This is a genomic window from Cupriavidus sp. 21MJTG02-4 (assembly GCF_057798975.1).
Genome location: NZ_JBYOJP010000019.1, coordinates 89,872 through 107,042, shown reverse-complemented (window position 1 = coordinate 107,042; position 17,171 = coordinate 89,872). Strand labels below are relative to the sequence as shown.

General features: G+C 58.6%; 13 protein-coding genes and 2 pseudogenes. 9 read left to right on the top strand and 6 right to left on the bottom strand.

Going from position 1 to position 17,171, the window contains the following annotated elements; genetic code table 11:
- Positions 1 to 38 precede the first annotated feature (38 nt).
- Both ilvA and AC3FKH_RS28980 read right to left on the bottom strand, forming a co-directional pair.
- Positions 39 to 1,598, bottom strand: coding sequence for a threonine ammonia-lyase, biosynthetic (ilvA, locus tag AC3FKH_RS28985; protein WP_488679140.1), 1,560 nt, complete (start codon positions 1,596 to 1,598; stop codon positions 39 to 41).
- A 122-nt stretch (positions 1,599 to 1,720) separates the two neighbouring features.
- Positions 1,721 to 2,644 (bottom strand): nitrilase-related carbon-nitrogen hydrolase, encoded by a 924-nt coding sequence (locus AC3FKH_RS28980; protein ID WP_488679139.1) that lies wholly within the window; start codon positions 2,642 to 2,644, stop codon positions 1,721 to 1,723.
- 387 nt (positions 2,645 to 3,031) lie between these two features.
- On the opposite strand from AC3FKH_RS28980, the gene proC reads away from it, so the two are divergent.
- Together proC and AC3FKH_RS28970 are read left to right on the top strand one after the other, a co-directional pair.
- A complete protein-coding gene (proC, locus tag AC3FKH_RS28975) occupies positions 3,032 to 3,865 on the top strand; it encodes a pyrroline-5-carboxylate reductase (protein ID WP_488679138.1) in 834 nt (277 codons plus the stop codon).
- 299 nt (positions 3,866 to 4,164) lie between these two features.
- Positions 4,165 to 5,072: pseudogene (locus tag AC3FKH_RS28970) on the top strand (ABC transporter substrate-binding protein).
- Positions 5,073 to 6,441: 1,369 nt separating this feature from the next.
- Here AC3FKH_RS28970 and AC3FKH_RS28965 read toward each other — a convergent pair.
- Genes AC3FKH_RS28965 through AC3FKH_RS28955 form a run of 3 tightly spaced genes read right to left on the bottom strand, consistent with a single transcriptional unit; the run spans position 6,442 to position 9,749 of the window.
- On the bottom strand, positions 6,442 to 7,428 hold the full coding sequence (locus AC3FKH_RS28965; protein ID WP_488679137.1) for a tripartite tricarboxylate transporter substrate-binding protein: 987 nt from the start codon (positions 7,426 to 7,428) through the stop codon (positions 6,442 to 6,444).
- A gap of 29 nt (positions 7,429 to 7,457) precedes the next feature.
- Positions 7,458 to 8,636: a M24 family metallopeptidase gene (locus tag AC3FKH_RS28960; protein WP_488679136.1), complete on the bottom strand. Its 1,179-nt coding sequence runs from the start codon at positions 8,634 to 8,636 to the stop codon at positions 7,458 to 7,460.
- Between the two features lie 39 nt (positions 8,637 to 8,675).
- The gene (locus tag AC3FKH_RS28955) at positions 8,676 to 9,749 is read right to left on the bottom strand and encodes a threonine aldolase family protein (RefSeq protein WP_488679135.1); all 1,074 of its coding nucleotides are present in this window, start codon (positions 9,747 to 9,749) and stop codon (positions 8,676 to 8,678) included.
- A 131-nt stretch (positions 9,750 to 9,880) separates the two neighbouring features.
- On the opposite strand from AC3FKH_RS28955, the gene AC3FKH_RS28950 reads away from it, so the two are divergent.
- Positions 9,881 to 10,753, top strand: a complete 873-nt coding sequence (locus AC3FKH_RS28950) for a LysR family transcriptional regulator (protein ID WP_488679134.1) — start codon at positions 9,881 to 9,883, stop codon at positions 10,751 to 10,753.
- Between the two features lie 1,016 nt (positions 10,754 to 11,769).
- Entirely contained in the window at positions 11,770 to 11,967 is a 198-nt protein-coding gene (locus AC3FKH_RS28945; protein ID WP_488679133.1) for an H-NS family nucleoid-associated regulatory protein, read from the top strand.
- 249 nt (positions 11,968 to 12,216) lie between these two features.
- Here the strand turns inward: AC3FKH_RS28945 and AC3FKH_RS28940 are convergent, their stop codons facing one another.
- Positions 12,217 to 12,894, bottom strand: coding sequence for a GntR family transcriptional regulator (locus AC3FKH_RS28940; RefSeq protein WP_488679132.1), 678 nt, complete (start codon positions 12,892 to 12,894; stop codon positions 12,217 to 12,219).
- A 144-nt stretch (positions 12,895 to 13,038) separates the two neighbouring features.
- On the opposite strand from AC3FKH_RS28940, the gene AC3FKH_RS28935 reads away from it, so the two are divergent.
- The 5 genes and pseudogenes from AC3FKH_RS28935 to AC3FKH_RS28915 all read left to right on the top strand — a co-directional run.
- On the top strand, positions 13,039 to 13,455 hold the full coding sequence (locus AC3FKH_RS28935) for a tautomerase family protein (protein ID WP_488679131.1): 417 nt from the start codon (positions 13,039 to 13,041) through the stop codon (positions 13,453 to 13,455).
- 16 nt (positions 13,456 to 13,471) lie between these two features.
- On the top strand, positions 13,472 to 14,794 hold the full coding sequence (locus tag AC3FKH_RS28930; protein ID WP_488679130.1) for an MFS transporter: 1,323 nt from the start codon (positions 13,472 to 13,474) through the stop codon (positions 14,792 to 14,794).
- Between the two features lie 11 nt (positions 14,795 to 14,805).
- Positions 14,806 to 15,195 carry a tautomerase family protein gene (locus AC3FKH_RS28925; protein ID WP_488679129.1) on the top strand — a complete coding sequence of 130 codons (390 nt, stop codon included), beginning with the start codon at positions 14,806 to 14,808 and terminating at the stop codon, positions 15,193 to 15,195.
- A 78-nt stretch (positions 15,196 to 15,273) separates the two neighbouring features.
- The gene (gene fahA / locus AC3FKH_RS28920) at positions 15,274 to 16,599 is read left to right on the top strand and encodes a fumarylacetoacetase (protein ID WP_488679128.1); all 1,326 of its coding nucleotides are present in this window, start codon (positions 15,274 to 15,276) and stop codon (positions 16,597 to 16,599) included.
- Positions 16,600 to 16,737: 138 nt separating this feature from the next.
- Positions 16,738 to 16,956, top strand: a pseudogene (locus AC3FKH_RS28915) (IS66 family transposase); the annotation flags it as partial.
- Positions 16,957 to 17,171: the final 215 nt, after the last annotated feature.

Below are 17,171 nucleotides of genomic sequence, written 5' to 3'. Positions count from 1 at the left end.
TCCTGCTCTGCTATTAGCTTCCAGCCCTCCATTGAGACTCAACGCAAGAACATCTGATAAGCGGCGTTGTTTGTGTGATTGGTGAATTGATAAGGTTGATTTACGAGGAATTCCTGGAACTGGGCACGACCGTCGTACGACACTTGAATCCCAACTAGCACGCGCCCGAAATCAGCGCCCTGGTTGCGATAGTGAAAGAGGCTTATGTTCCATTCCGAATCAAGCTTCGAGAGGAACGTTGACAGAGCCCCTGGCTTTTCAGGAAAGATGAATTCAATCAGTTGCTCGTCTTCCGATTGCGCTGACGGTCCGGCGACCAGGTGCCGCAGGTGCTCCTTCGTCAGTTCATCGTCTGTGAGATCCAAAGTCCTGTAACCATTGTCAGAGAAGATGCTAGCGACGCGGGCAATCTCTTCCCGGGCAGCTATCGACAGCCGAACCAGCACGCGGGCGTCAGGTCTTTCAGACATACGATAGTTGAGTTCGGTCACGCTCTTCGTCCCAAGCAGTTGGCAGAACTTCTTGAGCGCGCCTCGCCGTTCCTCCATCGTGACCGCGAAAATGGCCTCCCGCTCTTCACCAATGACCGCTCGCTCGGCGACGAAGCGCAGGCGCTCGAAGTTCATATTGGCACCGCTGGTGATGGCGATGAACGTCTGGCCGATACCATTCCCGCGCGCTACGTACTGCTTTACCGCAGCGACGGCCATGGCGCCAGACGGCTCGAGAATCCCCCGTGTGTCTTCATAGACATCCTTGATTGCAGCGCATACGGCGTCGGTGTCCACAAGGACGAACTCGTCCACCAATTCGCGCACAAGGCGGTAGGTCTCGTTGCCAACCAGCTTCACGGCCGTTCCGTCGCAAAACAAGCCTACCTCATCGAGTTGCACGCGCATCCCCGCACTGACGGACTTCAGCATGGCGCTCGAGTCGATCGACTGCACGCCGATCATCTTTATCTCCGGTCGAACGGCTTTCACATAGCTGGCGACACCCGCAATCAGCCCGCCCCCGCCAACCGGGCAAAAGATCGCGTCGATGGGGCCCTGATGCTGGCGCAGGATTTCCATCCCGACGGTTCCCTGACCGGCGATAACCTCCGGATCATCGAACGGGTGTACAAAGGTGAGGTTCTCCGCTTCCTGGAGCATTACGGCGTGCTGGTATGCGTCGGTATAGCTGTCGCCAAACAGGACAGCTTCGCCACCGAGCGCGAGGACACCGTCTACCTTCACCTCAGGCGTTGTTGTTGGCATGACTATCACCGCACGGCACCGTAGCTTGCGCGCCGCCAGGGCAACGCCCTGAGCGTGGTTTCCCGCCGAGGAACAGATCACCCCGCGGGCGAGCTCCGCAGGCGTGAGTCGCGCCATTTTGTTGTACGCGCCCCGAACCTTGAAGCTGAAGACGGATTGCGTGTCCTCTCGTTTCAGCAGCACGGTGTGACGTAGACGCTCCGACAGCTTGCGCGCCTCCATGAGCTCGGACTCGGATGCAACGTCGTATACCTTCGCGGTCAGAATCTTCCGCAGATATTCGGCTCGGCTAAGCGGGGGAGACGGCGGGGATGCTGTCGTCTTCGGTAATTCGTTCATGTTGGTTTCTGCCGAGGCAATTAGTTAAAGGCGATACCGTTCAGAAAAATCGACGGTCGGATGGGGTTGGGAGGAATCGGCCGGCGACGCGGTTCGTATCGGATCAGAACCCGTGAGCGACATTACTGCGCATTTGGCGGGACTATCGCCAACGCTCCCGCACGCTTGACTTCGAACTGAGGACTCGGCCGCCATGCCCCCGGCCACACCCGCGCCCCTCCCTTGCGCATGGTGCGTATGACCGAAAGGGGGACGTCGGCAACGTGAAGCCCCAGGTATTCCGCCTTCTCCGCGGACGCACTGGGCGCGACGTCTAAGAGAACTCCGTCGCAACCTAACAGTTCCTCGCATGGTACGAAGATAGCCGCCCCGGAGAAGTTCGTGGCATGAAACGGCGTGTACGGAGTATTTCCAACGGCACCAACCACGCACACAGCAGCCTGAAGCTCGACGGCTCGGCTCTTTGCACAGCTGAATACTCGGTGGTAGCCATCGGGCGTCATTGTCATGCTCGGCACGAGTACCAGATCGATATCGAGTTGACTGACCTGGCAAGAAAGCCACGGTTGCTCGATATCCAGACATGTCAGGATGACGCATCTCCAGCCGTGGATGTCAAAGACCGAAAGACTGTCCCCGGCTTGGATCTGAAACTCGTTTCTCTCGACCGGCGTAAGACACAGTTTTTCGTGCGTAGCGACGACTCCGTGCCCGTCGACGAGAATGGCCTGGTTAGCCAAGCGATTTTCGACAATACGCGGAAAACTGCCTGCCAGAATCGAGATATTGTTTCGACGGGAGATCTCCGTGAGGTCGGAAATCAGCGAAGGAGACGCGCCGGCAATGGCCAAAATGATTTCCGCCGCAGATGCCGAAGGTCTCGATTGTAGATAGCTTGCCCAGTGCAAGCCGACAAGTTCTGGCAGTATCAAAAGTTTTGCATCGGCACTGGCGCAGGCTCCAGCGTATTTCTCAACGGAGCTCAGCCAATCTGCGTAGGAACTGCACGGCCCTTCGAGGTCATAGATCCATAGTGCGATCTTCATGTGAAATCCTGGTGTCCGCTGCGGCGCTGTCGCGCCCGACGGCGTCTTGTCGAGTCACCTGTTGTTACGGAAGATGGCTTCTGACTCAGTGGGTGAGTCCGGGTAATCCACCATAGTCAACGCAAATTGAATTGCTGGTACGGACAGTCCTTGATAGTCCGTCGGAGGCTTGCTCGCCTGAGTCTCTCATCGCGGAAACGTGTCTGACTGAGCCACTTCGAATTTCTTCAACAAACCAGTTCGGTTTGGACTACGTGGATGGAGTGCCTGGGCTGGTGTTCTCCGGAATTGAGTATTCGACAAAATTGGCTGCCGAATTCAGAATCGACTGGACGGAACGACAGCTCGGATTCACTTTCTACAATGCCCGCAACGGATGGAACAGACATGAAACTTGAGGAACGCGACGCCACTTCGAATGGACCCTTGACCTTCATTGGTGGGGGGCAGATGGCAACGGCGATGATTACCGGACTGATAAAATGCGGATGGCCCTGCAAGTCGCTATCGGCGGTGGAACCAGACCCAGCGCAGCGCGATTACCTGAGAACGCTGGGGATCGAGGCTGTCGAGCAAGCCAACGGGCAGGTCCGTGATGCCAGCGTGGTGATTTGGGCTGTCAAACCGCAAGTGTTGCGACAAGCATTTGAGGACGCGCGTCCTCATCTAGGTACCCCGCTGCATCTAAGCATTGCGGCAGGGTTGTCGCTCACCACCCTGAGACGTTGGCTCGGCACCGACCGGGTAGTACGCGCAATGCCCAACATGGGTGCCTTGATCGGCGAAGGCGTTACGGCTATGGCCGCTTCAGACGCTGTGTCTAAAGCGGACAGGGCGATAGCTGAACGCGTGTTGGCCTCGACCGGCTACTGCTTCTGGGTCGATTCGGATGAAAGGTTGGATGCGGTCACCGCCGTAAGCGGGAGCGGGCCGGCCTATGTGTTTCACTTTCTCGAGGCCTTTCAACAGGCCGCCCAGGCACAAGGATTCGAGCCAGCGGTGGCACGTGAACTCGTCCTTCGAACGGCTGCTGGCGCGATAGGGCAGGCGAAGCTCGGAGAAGGCTTCGATGTACTGCGAACTCGCGTCACCTCCAAACGAGGAACTACCGAGGCGGCTTTAAGTGTCCTGGACGAGCGGGGAACGCAGCAGGCGATGCATGACGCCGTCAACGCGGCTTTCGTGAGAGCGGGAGAATTGGCCCGCGCACTGGATACGTAGAAGCGGTGGCTATGGACGGCCGTGGATAGGGGCGGTGAGGCCTCGCATTTAATCACCGCAAGACCGAACGCTTGCTCCTCGGCCCGAAGACGTGAAACGGCTGGCGCAAGGTGAACGACAATCCGGCAACTGCCGCTGACCGAGGTCGTTGACCGCGACACACCCGGCGCGACGCCCGCCCGCAGTGGATCGCAGGCACCGCTATTGACGGGCGCCCGCATCCAGACGGTACTGACCGTGCGCGCGAAACACGTGATGCGCAAGCCGGGCGAGTTTCACGGTGACGACATCCGTCTCGCCTGCGGGCCGGGTACCGGCATCGACACGAAGGGCGGTGTCAAGGGCGTGTTGCACCTGCCGCGCGGTTTCTACGAACGGCTGTACATCTACGTGCACAGCGATCGCGCGCGCAAGCGTCGTCAACTGGCAGACGGCGGCGATCACTTCGACCAGCCACTCTTTCTGAGCCATCGCGGTGCGCCGCTCTACGAGGATCGCGCGACGCGCGGCCCGGTCAGCACTGGTCCGCAGGTGCGCCGGCGTTTGCAGCCGCCCGGAAAACCGTTGCCGATGCCGGGGGAAAAGTCCTGGGCGAAGTGAAATTCCCGCTCCATTCTCCCGTCCTCAGCTCTTATCTGATTCAGGCTCAGAACTCCGGGGCGAAAGTTGTGGTCTCCGCGAGTGCCGGTAGCGATATGGTTCAACTGTGAAGCAGGCCGCCGAGTTCGGTATCACGCGAAAGCAAGCCCTAGCCGCCCCAGCAGTCTTTCTTACTGACGTAAAGAGCATGGGTCTCAAGAGCGCCCAGGGCCTTCAGTTCTTGACTGCGTTCTATTGGGATCGCAACGACGCCACGCGCGCCTGGTCGATCAAGTTCTTTGATCGCCGGAAGGCAATGCCAACGATGACGCAAGCTGGCGTGTACTCTGCGGTGCGCCACTACCTCAAGGCGATTGAAGCAGCGAAGACCGACGACGCGACGGCAATCGCCGCGAAGATGCGCGAGCTTCCAGTCCAGGATATGTACACCGAGAACGGGTGGGTTCGCGAGGATGGGCAGGTAATGCATGACATGTATCTCGTGGAAGTCAAGAAGCCAGCCGAATCCAAAGGCGCATGGGACTACTACAGGATCCTGGAAACGGTACCGGCCAAAGTCGCTTTTCTTCCCTTGGCTGATAGCGCTTGCCCGCTCGTGCGCAAGTGATCCTGCCCCGAACATACTTTCCCATTCCCAAGGAGATCTGCTGTGCAATATGATGTCCAGTTGTCGCTTGACGACGTCCATGCCCTGACCAAACGCCTGCTGCTTGCGCAGGGCTTTAATGACCGGCATGCCACTGCCATTGCAATACAGTAACGGCGGCAGAACGCGACGAGTGCCGCCACCACGGGCTTTTCCGGATACCGTTCTATGTGAATGCACTCCGCGCCGGTCGGGCATCGGGCGATGCGGAGCCGACCGTGTCGAAGTTGGCGCCCGCAATCATCAAAAATCAAGGACTCGCTTATGACAACGCGATCGCCGATTGCCGCCATGACTCGCTCACTGATTTAGCGGGTAAGGGAACGACGTCACCGTCGCCCCCTCCCCAAAGAACCGTACGTGCGAGTTTCCTCGCATACGGCTCGCGCATGGCTAAAGCACCGTTGCCAGGTGCCGGCCTTGCCATACAGCACAAGACCTCCGCTTACGTCATATCGTTGGCCCATCTCATTGCTGAGACGGGGGCGCTGAACTGCCGTAAAACAACGACAGTCTCTTCCAAGCTGCCCCACGTTGGACCGCAAATACTGGCTCGCGACAGCCACACCTCGCGCAAGTCTGCACCCTTTCAGGTCAGAGCAAAGTTTGAACTCCTATCCGGACAATTACAGTCTGGCATTCGCTTTTTGCGCGTTCTCTTACCCGCTTCCCCAACAGCTTCCCTCACGGGTCGCTTGCCAACGATTCGATGTTCTGAATGTTGGCAGAGAATCGGGCTTACCACGTTCCCGTTCTGGCCGACCTCGGCGATACCTCCAGCCCGAGGGCTCTCCGTTTAGCGCCCGCCTATCCCCCGGCAGCCCTGATGACGACGTGCCCCTACTGATCAAAGGAGCAACCGGCTGCTTACCTTTTGGTCAGGGCCTACCAGCCGCTTTGGCCCATTGGAATTGACGAGGTTTATCAGCGATTCACATCTATTGCGCATGCGGAAATTTCCTAGTCCCTACACCGCGTTGCGGCTTGCAGCATCGCCACCATTCGTCGCCGAATCATGACGTCTTTCGACGGGTACATTGTCCCCGGAGCTTCAGACCCGACGATTACTCATCGCGCCTGTCCAGGTAGGAAACTGCTGGTCGTACAGCAGGTCACAGCACGCTAGTACCGTATGTGACAAGACAAGAACGAACTTCGCTGCCCGCTGAAACTTAAATACCGACACGCCGCGGGCAAGCAGCACGTGTCGCACAATCAGCACTTCCCTAAAGGGTTTTGCACCTCATTCTAGAGACCGCCCTGTGAGCCAATCGGCTGCATGCAGGCTCGACTCTGTCTTGTCGAAATGGAGCGGGAGAACTTAGGGGCTTTAACGAGTAAGACGTTCGATTTCGCGCAGTTCTGCGGCGAATACCGGCTCGAATTTCTCGCCCGCGGTGCCCACCGAGAGGTCAGTCAGCTTGTTCTTCTCAAGATACTCCGTGTACATCTGGCTGGTGCGTGCTTTCAGAAGTGCTTGTTGCAGCTCCTGGTATGCCTTCGGATTCTTCTCGGCAAATTCGGCCGACACCACATACACTCCATATCGTTGCAGGAACGTTGGGGAGGGCATTGACACGCCGTAGGCCGTCAGCAAATTCTTGAGCGTGTCGGCTTCTGGCCAACGCGGGCTCTTCCGGTCCCCGCCGATGAATAGCGCGGTCGTCTTGGAACGCAGGTTGAAGCGATTGAAGTCGTCACCAAGGTTGGCGGTGACGTCTCCGGCCAGCAGTGCGTTAATAGCTTCCGAACCGCCCTTGTAATTGACAATCGTGACATCAATCTTGAGCTGCTTCACGAGCCATTGCGCGTAGGTCTCCTGGGCGGTATTTCCGGCTACGGAAATCGACAGTTGGCCGGGATTTGCCTTCGCCTCGGCGACGAACTTGGCGAACGTGTTCAGCGTTGAATCGTTCCGAACGAGAAACACGCGAGGTTCATGCAAGTCTACAAGAATCGTGCGGAACTCATTGCCCTTGAAGTTTCCGGTCCCCTTCGCAATCACGAGACTCAAGTCCGGTTGATTGATAGCGAGGATGGAGGAACCGTCCTTGCCCTCGCGCAGGAGCGCGCTGGCAGCTATCTGGCCGCCAGCACCTGGTTGATTCCGAACGACAACGTTTCGACCCAGTACAGACTGGAGGGGAGCGGAAATCAAGCGTGCGAATGCATCCGTGCTGCCACCGGGCGGATACCCGACGATGATTTGAAGCGGCTTCTCGCCTTGCGCTGACGCCACACGAGGCAATACCGTTGCAAGTGCCGCTGCGCCAATCGCCGCAGTGAACTGTCGGCGGCCTTTCGATGCTTGATTCATTGCTTGCTCTCCGCTGATTGAAGACAGATTTAGCCCAGGAGGCGCTCGTCGTACGGGGTCGTGTTCAGTTGCTCGAAGCCATTGGCGGTGACAACCACCACATCCTCCAAGTGCGCTCCGCCCACCTCCGGCTGGTCCGGGAGCACGATGCGCGGCTCGAGGCACATGACCATGTTTTCTTCGACGACAAAGTCGACACGACGGTCAACGAGCGGCTCGCCATGAAGGCCATAGCCCAGTTGATGGCCCGTGTTGCCGGTGTAGACGTAGTCACCCCAGCCAGAATCCGCGATAACCTCGCGCGCCCGCGCATCAATCTCCTTTCCGGTCACTCCGGGGCGAATCATCTTCTTCGCTTCTTGAAGGGCGAGGTAGGTGGCGCGGTAGACCTCGCGTTGCTTCGCGGTGGGCTCTCCACAGATGACGGTACGGCCAAGGTCCGCCGTGTAACCCTTAACGACAGCGCCCAGGTCGAATATCACCATTTCGCCTGCCTGGATGATTTTCTCGGTCGCGATGCGCTCGAACATGGATGCATTTGCCCCGGAGGCCACCAGCGGGATGAAGGGCTCAAACTCGGAGCCTGCCCGACGCATCGCATACACGGCCTCCCCTGCAACGGAATGCTCGCTTACGCCTGGCTTGATTGCCTTGATGGCAGCCAGGGCACCCAGGTCAGCGACCCGCAGCGAATTGCGAATCAGGTTGACTTCAATCGGGTCCTTCACTGCAGTCAGTTGAAGCCACATGGACGAGACGTCGCCAATCTCCAGGTTGGGACAGGTCTCGCTGAGCCCCTTGTAGACCATGTGAGGCATGATGTCAGTAGCGACGCGGCCGTTCGCCACGCCGTAGTCGGACAACATCTTTGCAATGGTCTCGTGCCACTTCGACACGTGCGGGAGGCGACGTGCATCCTCAATGTCCGACTTGAAGCGGATACGCAGGTCATCGCTACCCGAGATGTAGCCGACAACCGGCGGCTTTCCCTTGACGACAAGAGCGACGTATTCGGGCTCCAGAAAAGGGCGAAATCCCTTCACGTAGAAATCTGACACCCAGCGGACGGCTTCTGCCTTGAAGAACAGGAAAGCGTCGAAGCCCGAGGTTTCCAGAGCCTTTTGAAGCTTCTTCTGTTTGATGGCATGCAGAGCGTCGCCGGCGTAGAAGCTGGGCGGCTGCTTCTCGAATTGGATTTCCTTGTTCATTTGGGGAACTCTCTTGATGAAAAGTTGAAATCTGGTCCGTTAGGATTTGCTGTCTCGGATCGCGGCCACCGCGGCGACCGCTGCGATGGCCTGGAAGGCCTGTACGGCCGCAGTGATGGACGACCCATCTATATGTCGGTGAGTAACGCAGCGGAGCAAGCTGGGCCCCCAAGGCCGTACCAACACATTGCGTGCGCGCAATTGGGCTTCCCAGTCCTTCGCGCTCATACCAGTGTTCGATACCTCCACCTGGACAATGTTGGTCTGCGGCTGTCGAATGCGAAGACCTTGAACGCTTTTCAGTCGGCAAGCCAGAGCTTTCGCGTGCTCGTGGTCCTCGCTCAAACGGTCAACCATGGTGTCGAGCGCCTCGAGTCCCATGGCAGCGGCGATACCAACCTGGCGTTGTGCGCCGCCAAGCAGTTTGCGAAGCCAGCGCGCCTTGCGAATGGTCTCCTCGGGGCCGACGAGTACAGCACCCATCGGTGCGCTCAGGCCTTTCGAAAGGCAGACCGAGATCGTATCTGCCTGATCACAGACGGCGGATGCCGGGACTTGCAACGCGACAGCGGCATTGAAGAGTCGAGCACCGTCCAGATGGACGTTGACGCCGGCTGCGTTGCAGGTCTCGTAGACCTTGCGCATCTGCTCGATCGAGGCTACGGACCCACCCTCGTTGTTGTGGGAGGTCTCCACACATACGAGACGGGTTCGCAGATTGCCCTTCGTCGAAGCAAGGGTTGCCGCCAACGCCGTGAGATCCAACGCTCCGTTGGGGTCCGGAATTGCTTGGTAGAAGGCGCCTGTAACGGTTGCTGCGCCGCGCTCCGCTGTGTAGATGTGCGATGCGGCGCCTGCCAATACCATCTCCTGCCGTTCTACTTGCGCGAGGATGGCCAGAAGGTTCGCCATGGTTGCGCTAGGAGCGTACAGGCCTGCTTCTTTGCCCAGAATAATAGCGGTGGATTGTTCGAGCGCTTGCGCGGTTGGGTCTCCGTCGAGACCATCGTCCCCAAGCGGGGCAGCCAGGACGCGCTCGTACATCGAGGTTGTCGGCAATGTCACCGTGTCGCTGCGCAAGTCGACGTGTGTAAAGGGTTGGGGCTGGGTCATGCTTTCTCGGCTCAAGGAGTTGGTGAGCGGCCTGTCTGTCAACGCTTTCCGGCCTTGGGTAGAGCAAAGTTTAGGGGTCCGTGAATTTGAAGAGAAGTGATAAACTAAAATTTCAACTTTGAGTTTTTCTTATGAATCTGAGTGCGTTTAATACACTTCGCGCGATCCTGGTGCATGGCAACTTCACTGCTGCAGGAGTGGCCGTGGGCTGTACTCCCAGCGCCGTGAGCCTTCAGATCAAGCAGCTCGAGCAGTATCTGGGGCAGCCGCTTTTCGACCGAAGTACCCGCATTGTTCGCCCCACGCCTTTCGCCATCGAAGTCGCGTCGGCAGCTTCAGAGTTCGGTGACCGCATTGAGGCAATGCGGTCCCGCCCCTCTCTCAAGGTGGAGGGCAAGCTCCGGCTAGGGGTTATTACCAGCATGCAGAGCGACCTGCTGCCCGCCGCGCTTCAGGCGCTGCGAGAGAACCACCCGGCACTGGACGTACGCATCCCGCCGCTCAACGACACCGATGAACTACTGGTTGAACTGCGCGCTGGACGGATAGATGCGGCGTTGCTGGTTAGGCCGGAAAACGGCGGTTCCACCAGGATGGCGTGGCATGACATTTGGCGGCAACCATATGTCATGCTGGCGCCGCCTCAGGTCTCAGGCATCGAACCCAAAGCGCTTCTGAGTAAATTCGGCTGGATTGGCTATGACACAAGCTTGTCCGGCGGTCGGGTGGCCGCACGCCACGTGCGTTCGCTCGTGCCCGGTCTCTCTCCGACGCTAGAACTTAGGTCGATGGATGCGATCGTGTCGATGGTCTCGCTTGGAATGGGCGTTACGGTGGTGCCACAACCGCGAAGGCCGCTTATCGACGCCTACTCGGTTACGGAAATCAGTTTGGGGCGCAGCGCACCATTTCGACGCATATCGCTCGTCTGGCGGCGCTCGGACGACGGTGACCGAAAAATCGAGGCAGTTGCGACCGTATTCGCGCGTATAGGTGGGCGATAAGGCACGTGCGGGCAGGAGACGTCCATAGTTGGGGCTGGATAGGAGGAGCGCAGCAGAGGCGAAGCGCGCTGCAACGAGGCGCTCTCGAGAAGTCTCAGTCGCGCCATCGTATCGGATCGGTTCAGTAGGGCTCAGGGACACACCGTCGGAACGGCGCTCGCAGAGGCTGCTGAACCCTCCGAATGCTGACCAAGCCGGGCATGTACGCGCAATGCCGCCAGGAAGGACGGTATGTTACAAAAATTATCCTTTCTAGGTGGGGAGGAAAACTCGGGTCGTCAAACGGCCAAATTCCATTCGATTACCCCGTCGCGCAGGAGCGGGCTAGCGCCACCGAGCGCCGCGCGCTGCTCGAGATCGACCAGGAGCGCACGCTGCGCCAGAAGGCTGAGCAGGCGCTCGCGGACCTGCGCGCTGAGCTGGCGGCGGTGAGGTGCGGGCGCAAGACGCCGCCGTCGCCGGCGCCGAGGCGTGGCGCGGCTGTTGGCCGAGCGCGACACGCTCAGCCGGCAACTGGCGGAGGCAGAGCAGGCGCTCGGGCGAGGGCAGGCGGCCCAAGACGAGCTGCGGGCGGAACTGGCAACGGCAGTACGGCGGGCCGAGCGGGCCGAGCGGGCCGATGCGGAAGCCACCGCGACGCGACGCCTAGTGTCGCCCAGGCGCCGGGTGCCAGCGACGAAAACCAAGTTCAAGCCGGGGCCAGCCTGAGGGGGGCCCCCGAGGGCAGGGATTTTTCCACCGCGAGATGGGATAAGCCTGTGGACAAACCGCACGAGGACAGATGCCCGGCGGGCTCCTCGAGTCTGATTAGTTTTTGAGCGGCGGGGTGACCACGTGATTCCCAATCCCCAAGGGAGCAGGTTGCTTTACACCAGCGATCCGCCGGAACAATGCCCAACGGTCTTTGAAACGACAACGCAGGATCCTGCTCCGCAGCTTCGTCAAATCTGTGCACCTAGAATGAAGTCGATCGAAATCGAGCGCGCCGAAGCAATTACCTGGGGATCCGCATCCAGATGGCCCAGCACGGCCTGACCCTGGCTCATCTGAAGGCCGCCGGCTGTTTAGCCGAGCCGCCACCGGCGACGTTGCCTGGGGCGGTGCGCTATCGCAACGCGCACGGGCAGGGCTGGGACGGCCGCGGCGCGATGCCGGACTGGCTGCAGCGGGCCGTCAATGCGGGGCAGAACGTAAAGTTCTTCTGGGTAGGATAAGAGCCTTCAAGCCAAGCACAAAGCGGGGTGCCGGAGTGCCGAAGCGAAGCACCGCCGCCGCCAGTGCCTCCAGCGTCAGCCCGTAGATTTCAGCTATTGCCTCTACAGTCCACGTGCGACGCGCTGACTTAGACGGGAGCGGCGTGATATCGGGCGCCACACCACTTCCCGTGTAGCGTGGCAGCACAGGACAGCAGAAGAAGGAGGAGAAGTCGTTCTGCCTGCGAAGACGCTCCGTATGCGTCTATGTCAATCAGCCCCGAGTGATCGTAGCGTGAGCGTTTCCGTATGCCGCAGGTGATGCTCAACTAGTTCGCAGGTTCTTTCGACGTTACGGCTGATCGCCATGCCAGCGATCTCACGATGCTCTTCTCGCAAGTCACGGCTTTCGTCCGACATTCGAACGTTGATCCAACGATAGCGCTCGCCTTGGACAACAAGCTGCTCGCGCACCCGCAATAGCCATGTGCTGTCGCACGCCCGGACGAGCGAATCATGAAATTGCGTGTGGGCGTCAATCCATCCCTCATCCAGTTCCGCAGGATTTGAAGGCGTTCGATTAAGTTGGTGCAGGGCAGAGACAACGCCCGCCTCCCACGCTACATCGCCGCGAGCGATTGAACGCCGAAGGCATACAAGTTCAACTTCGACCCGCGCTACCGTGAGATCTCGCACTTCGTCGGCCGTAACCGGAGTGACGCGAAATCCCCGCTGCGGCGAGGCCACAACAAGTCTTTCCGCAGCAAGCCGAGAAAGAGCCTCACGAATCACTCCCTGACTCACCTCCAGCTGCTCCGAAAGCTCTTGAATTTTGAGCTTATGGCCTGGCTTTTGCCTGCCGGACAGCACCTCAGCCCTAAGACGGCGATACGTGGAGTAGGTCAGGCTGGTGGCGTCGGCTGGGGGGTCGAGGGGTATTGTAGACATTCTTGGATCATACAGAGATTCCAGTCGCCCATCAATGAAAGTGTGAAATATCGATAATTTACTTGTTCGTCCTATTTTCGTGTGCTACGGTTGCAAGACGATAGCGAATCGACGCTACAAGGCGCCCTTCATAAGGAGACACACATGCCGCTAGTTCGTATCTCTCTTAACAAGTCCACGCCCGAGTTCACTCGCGGTGTTGCCGACGCCATCCATCAATCGATGGTTGACACGATTGGCATTCCAGTTGGCGACCGGTTTCAGATCGTCACGCAGCATGAGCCTGGTGAGCTCATCTATGACCCTGGCTTTTATGAGATTGACCGCACTGACGGCTTCATGGCCATACAGATCACGCTCGCCGCAGGAAGGTCGCATGATGTAAAGGCCGCTTTGTACCGGCGCATGGCCGAGCTGCTATCCGAGCGCCTTGCAGTCCGTCCGCAAGATGTCTTTGTCAGTTTGCTAGAGGTGGGGCCCGAGGACTTTTCGCTCGGAAACGGCAGGGCTCAATTTGCTGAGAATCTGCCGCCTCATCTCAAAGCTCTCAAGGCCAATTGATCCCGGAGTTAGCCACATGTCCACGACTACTGTTGGTACTCGGATGGGGCGCGTTGCGACGGCGAGTTTGGTGGGGACGGTCATTGAGTTCTATGACTTCACCATCTTCGGGACGTCTGCCGCGCTTGTCTTCGACAAGATCTTCTTTCCATCACTGGGAACAGCTGCTGCAATTGCTGTTGCGCTCGCAACTTTTGGCGTCGCGTTCGTCATCCGGCCGTTTGGGGCTGTCCTTTTCGGACATTTCGGTGACAGGCTTGGCCGCAAGAACACCCTAGTTGCGACGCTACTCCTAATGGGTCTGTCAACTGTGGGAATCGGACTTCTCCCGACCGCTCAGACCGTCGGCCCGATGGCTGCAGTACTGTTAGTCATCCTTAGATGCGTACAAGGCCTTGCAATGGGCGGAGAGTGGGCGGGCGCGAGTCTCGTGACGACCGAGAGTGCGCCCGCTCATGAGCGAGGCAAGTACGGGATGTTTCCCCAACTCGGACCTGCGATTGGCTTCCTACTCTCCAGCGCCACCTTTCTCATTACGTCCTCCACGCTGACAAACGCTGAGTTCTTGTCGTGGGGGTGGAGAATCCCATTCTTGACCAGTGCGGCCCTGATTGTTGTAGGGCTCATTATTCGGGTAACTCTCGAAGAGACTGACGTCTTCCAACACAAAGTCGTTGAGAAATCGGGCGTCGTCAAACTCCCCGTAGTCGAGTTGTTCACCACGCAGCGTAGAGAGCTGGTTCTCGCGACTGGCAGCACCATCGCGGTGTTCGGTCTCTTCTATCTCGGCATCACATACCTGATGAGCTATGGAACGCTAAATCTTGGTCTTAATCGCACTACTGTCCTATTAATAGGCATGGCAGGGGGTGTGTCGCTGGCAGTCACGACAATCCTTGGCGCCGTCTGGTCCGACAAGATCGGTCGCAAGCGAGTCCTGATCATTGGCAACAGCTTGTGTCTGATGGCAGCTCTTGGCCTTTTTCCGCTCATTCAAGGCGGCGGCACGGTTGCACTGCTGGCTGGCGTGATTGTTCTGCAAGCCGCGATTGGCCTCGCATACGGCCCGCTCGGTGCATATCTTCCCGAGCTCTTCGCACCCCGCTTTCGATACACAGGAGCAGGTCTCTCCTACAACATTGCCACGGTACTGGGCGGCGCTATCACCCCGATCGTGGCGAGCCAGCTATTAGAACGCTTTGGACCGCTTTCCATTGGCATCTATATGGCCGCGCTTTGTGGCATTTCGCTTCTAGCACTGCTGTTGTCAAAGGAAACGCGTTCCTCTCATCTAGGCGATGAAAACCACGCGTCAGACGTTGAATCTGTCCCGACTTAAAGGAGAAGACTATGCCCTTCTATCAATTCACCGTAACGGCAGGGAGCATTAGTGCTCAGCGCAAGGCAGAGATTGCTCGTGCCGTCACCACCACACATTGTGAGGTCACGGGAGCACCGTCCGACTATGTCAGTTGCTCCTTCGTTGAGGTGCCGCAAGGCAACTTGTTCCTTGCGGGGGAAGCCACACCAGGGACTCGTATGGTCGGCCTGATCCGACGTCGTTCAGAGGAGCTCAAGCGCGAGCTGCTGCTAAAGCTTGCGCAAGCTTGGAGTTCCGCGACAGGCGAACCCATTACCGAAGTGGTGATGTTCCTCGTCGACATTCCTGGCTACCAGGCGTTCGAGAACGGCGTCCTTCTTCCCGAAGCCGATCAAGATGTACTTTTTGCCGCGAAGTGAGGTCATTCGCCATCCCGGACACGGGAAGGATGAGGCCTGAATGACTAGTGATGCTGCTAAAACTCTTGAGGTGAAAGCATGACTGCAGTGCCCCTGAACGAAACGCATGACCCGGCCAGAAAAAGCTGGATCGAATCTGCGAACGACCCTGCCGGAGATTTTCCAATCCAAAATCTTCCCCTTGGAATCTTTAGCTGGGGTTCGGAAGATGCTCCCCGTCCGGGAATCGCGATTGGCGACCAGATTCTTGACCTCGTGGAAGCTCACAAACTAGGGCTACTGCCGAATTCGCTTCCAGAGGAAGCAGTACACTCATCGTCCTTGAATGCGCTGATTTCACTAGGACAGCCGGCGCTCTCGCAACTCCGCCGACACGTGGGAGAAGTGCTCGACGCTCACCAATCGGGCGAAGGTGTTCGCTCACATGCAACGCGTCTACTGCACGAGATGTCGGCCTGCAAGCTCCATAGGCCGACCTCAATTTCGAACTATACGGACTTCTATGCGGGGATTTACCATGCTATCGCTGCTGGTGCGCAGTTAACACCAGACGACCCGTTGCCGACCAATTACAAGTGGGTACCTATCGCGTATCACGGCCGAGCTTCGTCAGTGCAGGTGAGCGGCGCTATGGTGCGCAGACCTCTCGGTCAACGCCCGCCAAAATCGCGTGGTGAAGCGCCTGGATTTGGACCATGCGAGCGGCTCGACTTCGAATTGGAGATTGGATTCTACGTTGGGACCGGAAATCCTCAAGGCACCTCCGTGCCAATTGGCTCTGCCAGCAAACAGATTGCTGGCTTCTCACTCCTCAATGATTGGTCGGCGCGCGATATTCAGCGATGGGAGATGTTTCCATTGGGACCCTTCTTGAGCAAAAGTTTCGCGACGACCGTGTCACCGTGGATTGTAACCGCCGAGGCACTACTACCGTTTCGGGTACCCGTGCTGGCGCGTAGAGCCGACGAGCCCAATCCGCTCCCGTATTTATTTGATTCTGAAGATCAGGAATCCGGCGCTTATGACATCGGACTTCGCGTTCTTCTGTCCACGGAAAAGATGCGTGAGCGTGGGGATCTAGCCGTGGAAATTCTTAACTCAAACTCCCGGCATCTCTACTGGACACCCGCACAGATGGTTGCGCACCATACAGTCAATGGCTGCAATCTGTTGCCTGGAGACTTGATTGGTACAGGTACGATCTCCGGCCCGACGAACGCCGAACTGGGCAGCATGCTGGAACTGACGGTCGGGGGGCAGCAGCCAATCAACCTTCCAAATGGTGAGCGTCGAGCGTTCTTGCTTGAAGGGGACGAAGTCACTCTGCAAGGGCGATGCGAGAGGACGGGCTTTGCCTCCATTGGATTCGGATCATGTGCCGCGACAATTGTTGCGAGTCCGTGACTAGCGCGCGTCCACACTGAGCCCACTCATGCGAAAGCAGAGACGCCCAGCAGGCGAGCGAGCAGAGCGCGTCTCCGGAACAGGAGCCACGCAAACTACTCCCGGAGGCCGGCTGGCACATATTCCACGGCAGCCACGAAACTGCATGCCGACGATGCGCCAGTGCCGGTGCTTGCGCCGGGCAATGGCAAGAGGAAGACCGGACGGCTGTGGGTCTACGTGCGCGACGACCGGGACTCAGGCGACATGACGCCGCCGGCGGTCTGGTTCGCCTATACACCGGATTGCAAGGCCATCCACCCGCAGCAGTACCTCGGATCGTTCAACGGCACGCTGCAAGCCAATGCCTACGCTGGGGAAATCCGCACGCTACGTTCTGTGGGAACCGGAGGCGGGTGACTGCTTCCGGTGACCCGGTGCTGGGGGTGAAACTCCCCCGGCCTACTGTGTGTCCAGCGCAGGCTGGCGTGTTCAGCAGGGGTTAGTCCTGCCGGGGTAAGAGTCAGGCGCCCCGTAGCTTGGATAGCAGGGTGACGGGAAACCAAAACTCTGGAGCCTAGCGACAAGCTTCT